Here is a 13,541-nt window from a genome sequence, read left to right as displayed (position 1 = left end):
AATCGGCTGGATTGCCAAGTCCCGTGTCCTGTCGGCATCCAGCGTGCATGACGTGTGAGGGACAGGCTCGATGAGAACGGCAAGCGAAAGCTACGAAGCGGACGAGGACGCAGCTCCGCTCGATATGCTGGTGGCCCTGTTCGAGGCACGCGGATGGCCGTGCCAAAGCGTGCAGGGGGAGATGAGCGGCGAAATTCAGGGCAGCTGGACGAACTACCAGTTGCGCGGGATCTGGCGGCCGGAAGACATGGTCCTGCAGGTCATCTGCCTGCCGGAGATTCGTGTGCCGGACGGTAAAAAGAAAGCCGCGCACGAGCTGGCCGCGCGGATCAACGAGCAACTCTGGCTCGGCCATTTCGACATATGGTCCAACGGCGGCGTCGTGCTTTATCGCAACGGTACGATGCTGGGTGACGACGGATTACTCAGCCTCGCACAGGCACAGGCGCTGGTCGAAATCGCGGTCGACGAGTGCGACCGCTTCTACCCGGCATTCCAGTTCGTATTGTGGGGCGACAAATCGCCCTCCGACGCGCTCAGTGCGGCCATGGTCGATGCGGCGGGCGAGGCCTGAGTATGGTCAGTAATTTTGGTTAATCGGGCAAGGGTCGACGTTCGTCGGTTTCCCTTGAAATTCGGGGCCCGAATGGCGATATTGCGCGTATGAGAAGCGGCGCATGTGATCGCCGCTTATGGGAGTACTTTGAAATGGCCAATTGGAACGACAACACCGAGCAGCGGCAGGGCTTCGGCTCCGTGCCCCGCGCGGGCGATGCCGTTACCCGGCAGGAAACCTTCGACGCAGGGCTGCGCAAGCACATGCTGTCGATCTACAATTACATGGCTTCGGGGGTGCTGCTGACCGGCATCGTCGCGCTGCTTACTGCGCGTAGCGGGCTGGCGCTGACCTTCGCCAGCGGTCCGCTGATGTGGATCGTAGCGCTGGCGCCGCTGGCCTTTGTCTTCGCGATGAGCTTCGGGGTGAACAAGTTCTCCAAGCCGACGCTTCAGATCATGTTCTGGGCCTTCGCGATCGTCATGGGCCTGTCGCTCTCGACAATCTTCCTCGTCTATACCGGCGAGAGTATCGCGGCGACCTTCTTCGCCACTGCAGGCGCCTTTGCCGGCCTCAGCCTGTTCGGCTACACCACCAAGAAGGACCTGTCGGGTTTCGGCACGTTCCTGGTGATGGGTGTGATCGGTCTGCTGATCGCGATGGTCATCAACATCTTCCTGCAGTCGAGCACGCTGGCTCTGGCCGTAAGCTTCCTCGGTGTGCTGATCTTCGCGGGCCTCACCGCCTACGATACACAGCGCCTGAAGCGCGAGTACCAGTACCTGCGCGGTACCGAGTTCGCCGGTAAGGCGATCATCATGGGCGCGCTGAGCCTCTATCTCGACTTCATCAACATGTTCCTGTTCCTCCTGCGGTTCATGGGCAGCCGCGAGTGATCGCGCTCCACTGATCGCACACAGGATTCGTTTGAACGTGCCCGGGGCGCAATGCGCGCTCCGGGCATTTTCTTTGTCTCTGCCAGCCGCTAAGGATTGATGCTTCATCCCCGGTCAATCCGGGGCGGGGCAAATTAACGACAGATGTACTTCCAGGAGGGTCCGCCAGCCATGAGCAGCGCCGCACAACCGATACTTCGCATAACCGCCGTGATCGGCACGATCGCTGCCCTCGGCGCCTGTGCGACGCCGCCTCCTCCGCCCCCGCCGCCGCCGCCTCCGCCTCCGGTCGAAGCGGTGCCCTATCGTCCGGTGCCGCCGAAGCAGGCGGCTTATGTCATGGACATCCCGCGCGTCGGCCCGCTGGGCGTTCGCCAGACCGTAAACACAGGCATCAGCGACGACGAGCGCGTGTGGCACTTCCGCTCCGCCTGGAACGTGGCGGCGCTCAATTGCCTCGATCCGCAATATCAGCCGATCCTGGACGGCTACAGCGATTACATCTCCACCCACGGGCGCGCGCTCAAGCGGGTCAACGACCGGATCGACGCCGAATATCGCAAGGAGGCCAGCACGCGCAGGGAAGCGATCGTGGCGCGCGAGGCACAGATGACCATGGTCTACAACTATTTCGCCCTGCCGCCCGCTCGCGGCGAGTTCTGCGACACGACGCTGCAGCTTGCGAACCAGTACAATGCGATGGACACGGTCGATCCGACCGCCTTCGCGCTGACGAATTTCAGCACCTTCGAACAGCCGTTCGAGAACTTCTTCCGCGCCTATGAGCAATACGAGCGGGACTCGGCGGCCTGGGATGCGCAATACGGGGCGCGCTACGGCTCCTCGCAGCCCGGGTATGTCGCGGCGCAGCAGGCCCGCGCTTCTCTGGTCGCACCGCAGCCGGGCCTGAGCGATCCCGCGCTTTTGACCAATCAGGCGAACGTCAGCGAGACCACCGTGGTCGATCCCGATACGGGCGCACGCATTCCTGTGGTGCCGGTCGATACGCGCAACGAGTCGACGCCCATCGTCCAGCCGGTTCCTAGCGATGCTGATGACAGCGGCACGCCGCAGGATTGAGCAGTCCCGCCGGATTTGGTCTGGAAATGGACGGCGCGCCGCGTTAATTGGCGCGCCTTCCCGGCCACGGTCGGGCCGCAAGCTGGAACGGGGCCGTAGCTCAGTTGGGAGAGCGCGTCGTTCGCAATGACGAGGTCAGCGGTTCGATCCCGCTCGGCTCCACCAGGCTTGCCAATCCCACGACAAGTCGTGCTCGAAGCGCTAGTGTTGCGACATGATTGCGCGCGCCGATCCCGTCCTCCTGCTCGTCGGCGCGGGCCACTCGCATCTCGGGGTAATCGACGACTGGCGCAAGCACGGCCCACCACGCGCACGCACGCTGCTGGTCGAGCCGCTCGACGCGATGCTCTATTCAGGCATGGTGCCGGGCTGGATCGCCGGCGAATATCGCGCCAACGAGCTGGCCATCTCACTGGCACCGCTGGTAAAAGAGGCGGCCCTGGAATGGCATAGGGCGCGCCTTGTCCGGATCGATCCGCAAAAGCGCATCGCCTACCTCGACAATGGCGAGACGCTGGCGTTCGACATCTGCTCCATCGCGACCGGAGGTGCAGGGCAGGCGAGCGACGTTCTGGGTGCGGATGAGCGCCTGCTCGACATCCGCCCGCTGAGTGGTTTCATTGGCCGCTGGCAGGTGCTTCGCGAGAGAGAGCCAGTGCATCGTTGGATCGCGGTGATTGGTGGCGGGGCGGGCGGTGTCGAACTGGCCTTCGGTTTTCGCAATTCGAGCCATTGGCGCGATTGCGGCGTCACTCTCGTGACCGGGGTCGGAGGTTTATTGCCCGATCACGCTACTGCTGTGCGCGAGCGCGTAGCTCGGGAGTTGGAAGCGCAGGGCATTGCGGTGATGCGCGAAGATGCGGCGATCCGCGATGGCGCGCTGATGGCAGGCGACCGTTCGCTCGAGCCGCTCGACCTGATCGCAGCCGCAATCGGCAGCGGCGCGCCTGACTGGCCCACCGCCAGCGGCTTGCCGGTCGATGAGGACGGCTTCGTGCAGGTCGACGAACATCAGCGGGTCTGCGGATTCGAACATATCCTTGCCGCAGGCGATGTCGCGCGCCGGACCGACAGGAGCGTGCCGCATTCGGGCGTCCATGCCGTTTACACCGGGCCGGTGCTGGCCAAAAACCTTCGGCGCCTGCTGGGCGGCAAGCCGCCGCGCCGCAGCTACAGCCCGCGTTTCATGGACTTCTACCTGCTCAACACCTGTCGCGGCGAAGCGATCGCCAGCTACCGGCGGTTCGGCCTGCAATCACGCTGGTTGCGACGGGTGAAGGACTGGCTCGACACCCGCTGGATCAGGCGATTTACGCGCCCAGCCGGTCGATGATCGCTTCGCGCAGGTCTTCCAGCCGGTCGGCATTGTAGCCGAGATCGGAGACCCCGACCCGGCTGACCGAGCGCAGGTCGATCTGGCCGTCCTGTACGCGGGCAACGACATCGTCCTTGAAGCCGAAGGCGAAGGTCTCCGCCACGCCTTCGACCGAGTTCATACCCGACACGCGGCGCACATCCGTCAGGCCGATCGCGCCCATGGCGGCCACGATCGCATCGAAGGCTTCCTCGTCCGTGCGGTTGCCGATCACGATGGGATCGAGATTGTCGTAGTTCTCGGCGATCAGGTCGGCGTGGTTCTTCGCCTTGAGCGCCGCGTCGTCGCTGTCCGCCCACATCCTCAGCTCGCCGAGAGGAGTACCGTAATCATTGATCGGATTGGCACCCATTTCGCCGCGCAGGGTCATGGTGCGGGGCGAGAATTCGGGTGGGTCGCGCAAGTCGGTGGAGACGTCGTGGATCGGTGGAACGCTTTCCGCCTGACTGCGGATCGTGGCGAGACCCATGAACAGAATTGCCGGAATGGCGAGGCCGATGGCCGCTTTCCACCACGGGCCGCGCGGCGTCTTGAAGAAGGCGAATGCCAGCGCGACGATCGCGAAGATCGACGCGACGAGTAGCAGGATCACGCCAGCCTCGCGGATCATGAAGCCGAGGCCGGTCTGCCAGGGGATGATGCCGAACTTCGGCCCGAATGCGGCGAGGGCGAACCACGCGAGCACTGCAAGCGAAAGCCATAGCGACCATTTCGGCAGGCTCTTGCGCCAGACGCGGCGCGGCCTCTGCGTCGCGGCTGTCTCGCTCGAGGTGGTGGTCGCGGTGTCGTCGTGAGTGGTCGGGTCGGTCTCGTTATGCTCGGCCATGCTCAGCCTCTCCCCCTGTAGGATGCAACGCCCTGGTCGGGCAGCCAAAGGTCGGCAGGCGGCGCGCCGCTCTGCCAGAATACGTCGATCGGAATGCCGCCGCGCGGATACCAGTAGCCGCCGATCCGCAGCCACTTGGGGCGCATCTCGTCGAACAGGCGCTTGCCGATCCCCACGGTGACATCCTCGTGGAAACCGTTGTGATTGCGGAAGGAGCCGAGGAAAAGTTTCAGGCTCTTCGATTCCACGATCGTTTCGCCCGGCGCATAATCGATCACCAGATGGGCGAAATCGGGCTGGCCGGTTACCGGACACAGCGAGGTGAACTCGGGCGCGGCGAACCGTACGAGGTAGAGCTCGCCGGCGCGCGGGTTCGGCACGTAGTCGAGGTCCGCTTCTTCGGGCGAACCCGGTAGCGGGCTGTTCTCGCCAAGGAACCGGGGGCTGTGTGTGTCGCTCATGCCGCGCATCTGCCGTGAAAGGCGGCCCGGCGCAAGGCGGGGCTTGGAAGCGCGTGCTTCAGTACCTATTCAGCGCGGCGCAGCGCATGTGCCTGCTTTTCACGAACGCGCCCAAAACATGCCGACTTCTCGCCTGCCCCTGACTGCCCTGATGCTGAGCCTTTCCGCGCCTGCGATGGCGCAATCGGCACAGGATTTCTCGCTCCCGCCGGGGCCGACGCCGACGGCAAGCCCGCGCGCGCAGGGCCCGGTCGATGAAGAGGGCAGCGTCGTACCGGTCGCGCCGCGCGTAATTAATACGGCGCGCCCGACACCGAGGGCGACGGCGACTTCCACACCGACGCCGACCCCAACCCCTACGCCTAGCGCTACCGTGACCTCGCCGCGTAGCGTAGCGAGCCCGCGGCCTACGCCGGTGCCGCGCTCGGTCGAGACCGTTCCGGTGTCGCCGCGTATCCCAGCGCCCCAAGAGCCAGTGCAGGATATTCCCCCGGTCCAGCCCACCGACGGTACGCCGCCCATTCCCGCTCCGCCCGCTGCGCCGGATATTCAGCAGCCGCTGGAAGAAGCGGAGATTGCCGGTCCTGCGGACCCCGGCTCCGAGAACACCGACTGGACATGGCTGGTGATCGTTGTCGCTGCGCTTGCTGCGATCGGGGCCGGACTGCTTTTCTGGAAGCGTCGCCGGACCAGCGCGCCTGCTCCGCAGATCGAGCGGCCCGTCGTTGCATCGGTGCCGAAAGCCAATGCGGCCACGGCCGCCGATGCTCTGACCGTTCGGCTGACCGCGGAAAAACTCACCCGCAGCGCCATGTTCGCGACGCTCAAATATCGCCTGACGCTCGTCAACCGTACCGACGCGGCGTTGAGCAATGTTACTGTCGGCGTCGATCTGGTGTCCGCCAGCGCGGCGAGCCCGATGGAGCAGCAGGTGGCGACGACCGAGACGAGCCTCGAGCCGAAGCATACGCTGGCCCGCATCGCGCCGCGCCAGAATGTTGCTGTCGAGGGGCAGGTCCAGCTGCCGCTGTCGACCGCGCAGGTCATCATGCAGGGTCGCCATCCGCTGCTCGTGCCGCTTATGCGCGTGCGGGTCGATGGCGCGGGCGATGGTGCGCTGGTGAAGACCTTCGTGGTCGGCCAGGGCCAGCCCGATGGCGGCCGCGTCCAGCCCTTCCGCCTCGACGAGCCGCCGCGCAGTTATGCCCCGATCGCGCAGCGTGAGTTGGCCTGAAGTCCCGACCACTGGCTCGACTTGCGCGCCGCGCGCCGCTACCCGCAGCGGATGGATCGCCTCGTTTCGACCGACTGGTTAGCCCAGCACCACAAGGACACGGACCTCGTCGTGCTGGATGCGACGATGCACCTGCCGGACAGCGGCCGCGATGCGCGGGCTGAATTTCTTGCAGCGCACATTCCCGGCGCGCGTTTTCTCGATCTGGCGAGCCTTATCGACGAGAGCTCGAAAGTGCCCAAAGCGCTTCCTACCGCCGAGCAGTTTGCCGCGCGGATGGGCTCGCTTGGCATCGTGCCGTCCAGTCGCGTCGTCCTCTATGACGACAGCGCGATCAAAAGCGCTTCGCGTGCGTGGTTCATCTTCGACCATTACGGCATGGACCAGGTCGCGATCCTCGATGGCGGCCTTGCGAAATGGCAGGCGGAAGGTCGTGAAACCTCCGACGGTGACGAAGCATACTACGCAGTCGATTACCCCGTCCCGACGCCGCGACGGTCGGTCCGTAGCAAGGCGGACATGCTCGCCAATTGCGCCACCCGCGAGGAGCAAGTCGTCGATGCCCGCGATACTGCGCGCTTTGCCGGTGCACCGGACAGCGGTTCGGAGGGGCACATTCCCGATGCGGCGAACCTTCACTTCCCGCGTCTGTTTCGTGAGGATGGCACGTGGAAAGATACGCCAGCCCTGCGCTCCGAGTTCGCAGAGGCAGGGCTTGATCTGGATCGGCCGGTCGTCGCAAGCTGCAACAGCGGCATGACCGCCTGCGTCCTGCTGTTCGGCATGGGCCTTGCGGGCAAGAACGATGCCGCGCTTTACGACGGCAGCTGGATGGAGTGGGGCAGCGATCCTGCAACCCCGAAGGAAAGTGGTGCTCATGGCGAATAGTCGCGACGATGCGAAGCCAGCTACGCGCCTCGTCACTGCAGGCCGCTCGGGCGAGTTTGCGGACCGTGTCGTCAATCCGCCCGTCTGGCGCGCCAGCACGCATCTATACGAAAACTGCGCAGCGCTGCGGGCCGGGCCGAAGAGCAATGCCGATGGGAAATTCTTCTACGGTCGCCGCGGAGCACCGACTCAATGGGCGCTGAGCGAGGCGCTGACCGAACTCGAACCCGGGGCGGCGGGAACGGTGCTCTATCCCAGCGGCGTCGCCGCGATCGTCGGTGCGCTGATGGCGGTGCTGCGCAGCGGCGACGTGCTGCTGGTGACGGACAATGCCTATGACCCCACGCGCAGCACCGCGATGGGCATTCTGAAGCAGTTCGGCGTGGAGCACCGCTTTTTCGACCCCCTCGACCTCGACGGCTTCCGCGCCGCGTTCTGCGACAAGACCCGCGCGGTCATGCTGGAAGTGCCCGGCAGCCTCACCATGGAGGTCTGCGATATTCCGGCGCTTGCCGCGATCGCGCGCGAGCATGGCGCGGTCAGCCTGATCGACAACACCTGGGCCACTTCGCTCGGCTTTCCGGCGCTCCAGCATGGCTGCGACATCGCCATTACTTCGCTCACCAAGCATGTCGGCGGCCATTCCGACCTGATGATGGGCGCTGCCAGTGCGGGCGAGCGCTGGTATCGCCGCCTGCGGATGACGGCGCAACAACTGGGCCATGTGGTCTCGCCCGACGATGCGGCGCTGGCACTTCGCGGTCTCAGGACCATGAAGCTGCGGCTGGATCAGGAAAGTGCAAGTGCGCTCATGATTGCCGAATGGCTCGCAGCGCGCGACGATGTGGCGCATGTCCTGTGCCCCATGCTGCGGGGCGCGCCCGGCCATGAGCTCTGGCAGCGCGACTTCACCGGCGGCTGCGGCCTGCTGAGTTTCGTGATCGCCGGCCGCGACGATGCCGCGCGCTGCCGCCTCGTCGACACGCTCGACCTGTTCGGCATCGGCTATAGCTGGGGCGGCTACGAGAGCCTCGCCCTGCCGTTCGACGTCGAACCCGTGCGCAGCTGCATGGACTGGCCGAAAGCGGGCTGGGGGCTTGAGGATCGCCATGCAGTGCGGCTATCGATCGGTCTCGAAGACCCAGCCGACCTAATCGCCGATCTCGAACGCGGCTTTGCGGCGATGAACGAAGGATAGACGTGCAAGGCACAGCCGCCCCGACAGCGACACCATCGGCAGAGCCGACACCGGTCGAACAGGCATGGAGCCTGGCCGAAGACGCGCCCGAGGAAACCTCCGTCGCCGCCGCCGAGGGTATCCGCGAAGCGGTCAGCTCGAAAAGCGAAACCGCCGGCACGATCCTTGATACGCTCGATGCATTCGCTCTGAGTTTCGGCGATTTCCGCGTGTCGGTGTTCGACATCCTGATCGTCGTCGTGGTGATCTTCGGGGTTCTCGCGCTGGCGTGGTTCATCAGCAAGCTGGCCAAGCGCGGCGTGCGCCGGATCACCAGGCTCGACGATACGCAGCAATTGCTGGTCGAGAAGATCGTCACCATCGTGGTCTGGGCTGCGGCGTTCTTCCTCGGGATCGACCTGCTCGGCATCGATCTGACCGCGCTGGCAGTCTTCTCCGGCGCCTTCGGCCTCGCGATCGGTTTCGGCCTGCAGAAGACCTTCGGCAACCTGATCGCCGGGATCATCCTGTTGATGGACAAGTCCATCAAGCCCGGCGACGTCATCGCCGTGGCCGACATGGCGGGCAACGAAACGTTCGGGCAGATCCGCAAAATCGGGGTGCGCGCCGTTTCGGTGACGACCCGAGATCAGCGCGAATATCTGATCCCGAACGAGAACCTGATGATCAACCAGGTCGAAAACTGGTCCTACTCCAGCAAGAACGTGCGCATGCAGGTGGCTGTCGGTGTCAGCTACGAGGCCGATATGGACCTCGCTGAAAAGCTGATGCTCGAAGCGGCCTCGCAATGCGATCGCGTATTGAAGGCGCCGCCGCCGACGGTGTGGATGAGCGAATATGGCGACAATTCCGTCAATTTCACGATCCATTGCTGGATCGACGATCCCGAGGAAGGGGTGGGCAACGTCCGCTCTGCCGTGTTGAAGAAGCTGTGGTGGCTGTTCAAGGAGAACGGCGTAGAGATCCCCTTCCCGCAGCGCGACATCCATTTGCGCAGCAGCGACCAACTCGAGCGCATGTTCGCGCAGTTTGCCGACCAGAAAACCAAGGCCTCCAAGGTTACAAAAGAATAGATTGCCGCGCCGGAAGGTCCGATTTCAAAATCTCGCCTACCGTGCCGGACACCCATTCTGATTGGCGCCATGCCGCGATGACCCGCATCTTGGCAGCATGGCACAGACCGGAACCATTTATCTCGTCGGCGCGGGGCCGGGTGATCCCGACCTCCTGACGATCCGCGCCGCGAGGCTGATTGAACGTGCGCGAGTGATCGTGCACGACGGCCTCGTCGATCCTGCAATCCTCGCCATCGCGCGCGAGGATGCGGAATTGATCTGTGTGGCCAAGCGCCGCTCTCACCACACCATGCCGCAGGAGGACATCAGCGACCTGCTGGTTCGCCTCGCGCGCTCGGGCGAGGATGTCGTGCGCCTCAAGGGCGGCGATCCCTTCGTTTTCGGTCGCGGCGGCGAGGAAGCCGAAGTGGCTCGTGCGGCAGGTGTTACCGTCGAAATCGTCCCCGGCATCAGCGCCGCGAACGGTGCGGCTGCCGCAGCGCAGATCCCGCTGACCCATCGCGACTCCTCCAGCATCGTCAGCTTCGTTGCGGGCCAGTGCAAGGGGCTGAAGGACCAGGACTGGGCAGGGCTTGCCGGCAAGGGGCGCACGCTGGTGATCTACATGGGCGTGAAAACCGCACCGCAGATCGCCGAGAAGCTGATGGAAGACGGTCTCGCCCCCGACATGCCGGTTGCGGTGATCGAGAACGGCACGCGGCCCGAGATGCGCGTGCTGCGCGGATTGCTCGCCGGGCTGCCCGAACTGGTCGAGCGCGAGAGCGTCGTCAGCCCTGCGCTGATCGTGATCGGCGAAGTCACCGCCCGCGATGCCGCGACACTTGCCAAGCAGGCACAGGAGGCTGCGCGATGAGACTGCTTACCGGAAACGATCTCAAAACCGGCGCGGTCACGTGGTGGACCGGCAGCGACTGGTCGATCCATGTCGAAGACGCCGCCGATGTCACCGGCAGCGAGGACGAGACCGCCCGCCGCGAAGAAGCCGCGCGCCGCGTCAACGCGCCTTATGCCATCGATGCGGAAATGCAGGACGGCGTTCCCCGCCCGACGCATATCAAGGAGCGCGTCCGCACTCTGGGCCCGACGGTGCGCCCCGACCTGACCCTCAAACCCGCTGAGCCCGATCTCGGCAACTGGGTGATCTGATGTATAAATACGATCAATACGACCAGGCGATGGTCGATGCCCGCGTGGAGGAATTCCGCGACCAGGCCCGCCGCCGCCTCGAAGGCAAGCTGACCGAGGACCAGTTCAAGCCGCTGCGGCTGATGAACGGCCTCTACCTCCAGCTCCATGCCTATATGCTGCGCGTCGCCATTCCCTATGGCACGCTCGACAGCCGCCAGATGCACGCGCTGGCCGACATCGCGGACAAATACGATCGTGGGTACGGCCATTTCACCACGCGCCAGAACATCCAGTACAACTGGATCAAGCTGGAAGATGCGGCAGACATTCTCGCCGACCTGTCCAAGGTCGAGATGCATGCGATACAGACCAGCGGCAATTGCATCCGCAACATCAGCTCCGACCATTTTGCAGGCGCTGCGGCCGACGAGGTTGTCGACCCGCGCCCCTATGCGGAGCTGCTTCGCCAGTGGTCGAGCTTCCATCCCGAATTCAGCTACCTTCCGCGCAAGTTCAAGATCGCGGTGATCGCCAGCGACACTGATCGTGCAGCCATGCGGTTGCACGATATCGGCATCAACATCGTGCGGAACGATGCGGGCGAGCTGGGCGCAGCCTTCTACGTCGGAGGCGGCATGGGCCGCACGCCGATGATCGCGCCTTGCATCAACGACTTTGTGCCGCTCGACCGGCTGGTGACCTATGCCGAGGCGTGCCTGCGGGTCTACAATCGCTACGGTCGGCGCGACAATAAGTACAAGGCGCGGATCAAGATCCTCGTCCACGAACTGGGCGCCGAGGAATATACCCGCCAGGTCGAAGAGGAATTCACCCTTCTGCTCGATCAGGGCGTCGAACCGCCCTTCGCCGAGCTGGAGCGCGTCCGCACCTTCTTCGAGGACCCGTTGTTCGAAGCGGACGCATCTCCTGACATCGACCGGTCTGACCCCGACTTCGCGCTATGGGTCGATCGCAATACCGTCGCGCACAAGGCGGACGGCTATGTCTCTGCCGTGATCAGCCTCAAGCCGGTCGGCGGCATTCCGGGCGACGCGACGGCCGAGCAGATGCGCCTGATGGCCGATCTCGCGAAGGATTACAGCTTCGACGAGCTTCGCGTGATGCACACGCAGAACATCGTCCTGCCGCATGTCCGCAAGGCCGATCTCCATGCGTTGTGGACCGCGCTGGACGAAGCAGGGCTGGGCGCGCCCAACCTCGACACGGTGGAGGACATTATCGCCTGCCCCGGTCTCGATTACTGCAGCTTGGCCAATGCCCGCTCGATCCCGGTTGCGCAGCGGATTTCGGAGCGGTTCGCCAAGACCGGCAAGACCGAAACGCTCGGCCAGCTCAAGCTGAAGATCAGCGGATGTATCAACGCCTGCGGGCATCACCACGCCGGCCACATCGGCATTCTCGGCGTCGACCGCAAGGGCGTGGAGAACTACCAGCTCCTCCTCGGCGGCAGCGAGGCGGAGGACGTCAGCCTCGCCAAGATCACCGGCCCCGGCTTCGACGAGCATGGCATCGTCGATGCGGTGGAAACGGTCACCACGGTCTACGAACGCGAGCGCGAGGACGGCGAACGCTTCCTCGATACCTATCGCCGCATCGGCATGAACCCCTTCAAGGAGGCGCTCTATGGCTGAGCTTCTGCGCTATCGCGACGACGAGACGGTCGATCACCCCGCAGTGACGGTCGATGCCTTCCTCGACCAGTCGAATGCCAGCGCGGTGCGGATCGAGCCGGGCGACGATGCCCGCGATCTTTTGCCGCACCTCGAACGGCTGGCGCTAGTCGAGGTGAACTTCCCCGCATTCGGCGACGGGCGCGGCTACTCCTCGGCCCGCATCCTGCGCGAGGCCGGATACGACGGCGAATTGCGTGCCGTCGGAGACGTGCTGGTCGACCAGCTCGCTTATATGCGGCGCTGCGGCTTCGATGCCTTCGAGCCCGACCAGCAGCTCGACAAAGACGACGTGCAGGCCGCCTTCGAGCGCTGGCCCGAAGTCTACCAGAGCGCGGCAGACGACCGCACACCGATCTGGACGAAACGGCACGCATGAACGAACTTCGCGCCATCGACCGCCTCGACACGGCTCCGCGTTTTTCGGAGCACGATGCCATTCGCCTCAACCGCATGTTTCGCGGCTCCGAGACGGAGGAATGGCTGCGCGCGGTGATCGAAGGCAATCTGGTTGGCGATGCGGCGATCGTGTCAAGCTTCGGCGCGGAGAGCGCGGCCCTGCTACACCTGATTTCGCAGATCGATCCGAAGGTGCCGGTGCTGTTCCTCGACACCGGCAAGCATTTTCCCGAAACGCTGGCCTATCGCGACGAGCTGACCGAGCGCCTCGGCCTCAACCGCATCGATCTCTATCCTGAGATCGCCGATCTTGAAACGCGCGACGAAAGCGGGCTGCGCTGGTCCTACGACCCCGATGGCTGCTGTGAGCTCCGCAAGGTCAAGCCGCTCGCCAAGGCGCTCGCCGATTTCGACGCGAGTTTTACCGGGCGCAAGGCGTTCCAGTCCTCCACGCGCGCCAATTTGCCGCGCTTCGAACTGGACACCTCGGATGCGCAGGGCCGCTTGAAGATCAATCCGCTCATCGACTGGTCGGCAGAGGACATCGCTGCCTATTTCGAAGAGCACGACCTGCCGCGCCACCCGCTGGTAGAACGCGGCTTCCCCTCCATCGGCTGCTCGCCCTGCACCCGCCGGGTGGGCGAGGGCGAGGACCCGCGCGCCGGGCGCTGGGCCGGCTGGGACAAGGTCGAGTGCGGCATCCACAAGCGGGGCGAAGAACCGTTCCTCTAAC

The 13,541-nt window shown here is 64.6% G+C and carries 15 protein-coding genes and 1 tRNA gene; 14 read left to right on the top strand and 2 right to left on the bottom strand.

What is annotated here, in order from left to right; translation table 11 throughout:
* Positions 1–70: 70 nt before the first annotated feature.
* From P8R33_RS02365 to P8R33_RS02345, 5 genes are all read left to right on the top strand, one after another.
* Positions 71–574: a type III secretion system chaperone family protein gene (locus tag P8R33_RS02365; protein ID WP_278327384.1), complete on the top strand. Its 504-nt coding sequence runs from the start codon at positions 71–73 to the stop codon at positions 572–574.
* 134 nt (positions 575–708) lie between these two features.
* The gene (locus tag P8R33_RS02360; RefSeq protein WP_278327383.1) at positions 709–1,452 is read left to right on the top strand and encodes a Bax inhibitor-1/YccA family protein; all 744 of its coding nucleotides are present in this window, start codon (positions 709–711) and stop codon (positions 1,450–1,452) included.
* Positions 1,453–1,623: 171 nt separating this feature from the next.
* Positions 1,624–2,532 carry a hypothetical protein gene (locus P8R33_RS02355; RefSeq protein WP_278327382.1) on the top strand — a complete coding sequence of 303 codons (909 nt, stop codon included), beginning with the start codon at positions 1,624–1,626 and terminating at the stop codon, positions 2,530–2,532.
* A gap of 89 nt (positions 2,533–2,621) precedes the next feature.
* Positions 2,622–2,697, top strand: a tRNA-Ala gene (locus P8R33_RS02350).
* A 49-nt stretch (positions 2,698–2,746) separates the two neighbouring features.
* Positions 2,747–3,865 (top strand): NAD(P)/FAD-dependent oxidoreductase, encoded by a 1,119-nt coding sequence (locus P8R33_RS02345; protein ID WP_278327381.1) that lies wholly within the window; start codon positions 2,747–2,749, stop codon positions 3,863–3,865.
* Here P8R33_RS02345 and P8R33_RS02340 read toward each other — a convergent pair.
* Both P8R33_RS02340 and queF read right to left on the bottom strand, forming a co-directional pair.
* Positions 3,843–4,733 (bottom strand): DUF1499 domain-containing protein, encoded by an 891-nt coding sequence (locus P8R33_RS02340; protein WP_278327380.1) that lies wholly within the window; start codon positions 4,731–4,733, stop codon positions 3,843–3,845. The two genes, P8R33_RS02345 and P8R33_RS02340, sit on opposite strands and share 23 nt — an antisense overlap.
* Positions 4,734–4,735: 2 nt before the next feature.
* A complete protein-coding gene (gene queF, locus P8R33_RS02335; RefSeq protein ID WP_422785412.1) occupies positions 4,736–5,203 on the bottom strand; it encodes a preQ(1) synthase in 468 nt (155 codons plus the stop codon).
* A gap of 109 nt (positions 5,204–5,312) precedes the next feature.
* Between queF and P8R33_RS02330 the strand changes: the two genes are divergently transcribed.
* The 9 genes from P8R33_RS02330 to P8R33_RS02290 all read left to right on the top strand — a co-directional run bounded on the left by P8R33_RS02330 (position 5,313) and on the right by P8R33_RS02290 (position 13,540).
* Positions 5,313–6,428 carry a hypothetical protein gene (locus P8R33_RS02330; RefSeq protein ID WP_278327378.1) on the top strand — a complete coding sequence of 372 codons (1,116 nt, stop codon included), beginning with the start codon at positions 5,313–5,315 and terminating at the stop codon, positions 6,426–6,428.
* A gap of 51 nt (positions 6,429–6,479) precedes the next feature.
* Complete coding sequence (locus tag P8R33_RS02325; protein ID WP_278327377.1) at positions 6,480–7,316, top strand: sulfurtransferase; 837 nt, start codon at positions 6,480–6,482, stop codon at positions 7,314–7,316.
* A complete protein-coding gene (metC, locus tag P8R33_RS02320; protein WP_278327376.1) occupies positions 7,306–8,514 on the top strand; it encodes a cystathionine beta-lyase in 1,209 nt (402 codons plus the stop codon). Before P8R33_RS02325 ends, metC begins: the two co-directional genes overlap by 11 nt.
* Before the next feature lie 2 nt (positions 8,515–8,516).
* Positions 8,517–9,587, top strand: coding sequence for a mechanosensitive ion channel family protein (locus tag P8R33_RS02315; protein WP_278327375.1), 1,071 nt, complete (start codon positions 8,517–8,519; stop codon positions 9,585–9,587).
* 97 nt (positions 9,588–9,684) lie between these two features.
* Positions 9,685–10,443: a uroporphyrinogen-III C-methyltransferase gene (gene cobA, locus P8R33_RS02310; RefSeq protein ID WP_278327374.1), complete on the top strand. Its 759-nt coding sequence runs from the start codon at positions 9,685–9,687 to the stop codon at positions 10,441–10,443.
* Positions 10,440–10,736, top strand: coding sequence for a DUF2849 domain-containing protein (locus P8R33_RS02305; protein WP_278327373.1), 297 nt, complete (start codon positions 10,440–10,442; stop codon positions 10,734–10,736). The genes cobA and P8R33_RS02305 overlap by 4 nt, the downstream gene beginning before the upstream one ends.
* A complete protein-coding gene (locus P8R33_RS02300; RefSeq protein WP_278327372.1) occupies positions 10,736–12,370 on the top strand; it encodes a nitrite/sulfite reductase in 1,635 nt (544 codons plus the stop codon). The genes P8R33_RS02305 and P8R33_RS02300 overlap by 1 nt, the downstream gene beginning before the upstream one ends.
* Positions 12,363–12,788: a DUF934 domain-containing protein gene (locus tag P8R33_RS02295; RefSeq protein WP_278327371.1), complete on the top strand. Its 426-nt coding sequence runs from the start codon at positions 12,363–12,365 to the stop codon at positions 12,786–12,788. Before P8R33_RS02300 ends, P8R33_RS02295 begins: the two co-directional genes overlap by 8 nt.
* Positions 12,785–13,540 carry a phosphoadenylyl-sulfate reductase gene (locus P8R33_RS02290; RefSeq protein ID WP_278327370.1) on the top strand — a complete coding sequence of 252 codons (756 nt, stop codon included), beginning with the start codon at positions 12,785–12,787 and terminating at the stop codon, positions 13,538–13,540. The genes P8R33_RS02295 and P8R33_RS02290 overlap by 4 nt, the downstream gene beginning before the upstream one ends.
* Position 13,541: the final 1 nt, after the last annotated feature.

It is taken from the genome of Qipengyuania flavescens (assembly GCF_029688735.1).
GTDB lineage: Bacteria > Pseudomonadota > Alphaproteobacteria > Sphingomonadales > Sphingomonadaceae > Qipengyuania.
The sequence above is the reverse complement of the archived record's forward strand: the minus strand, read 5'-3'. Positions and strand labels throughout refer to the sequence as shown.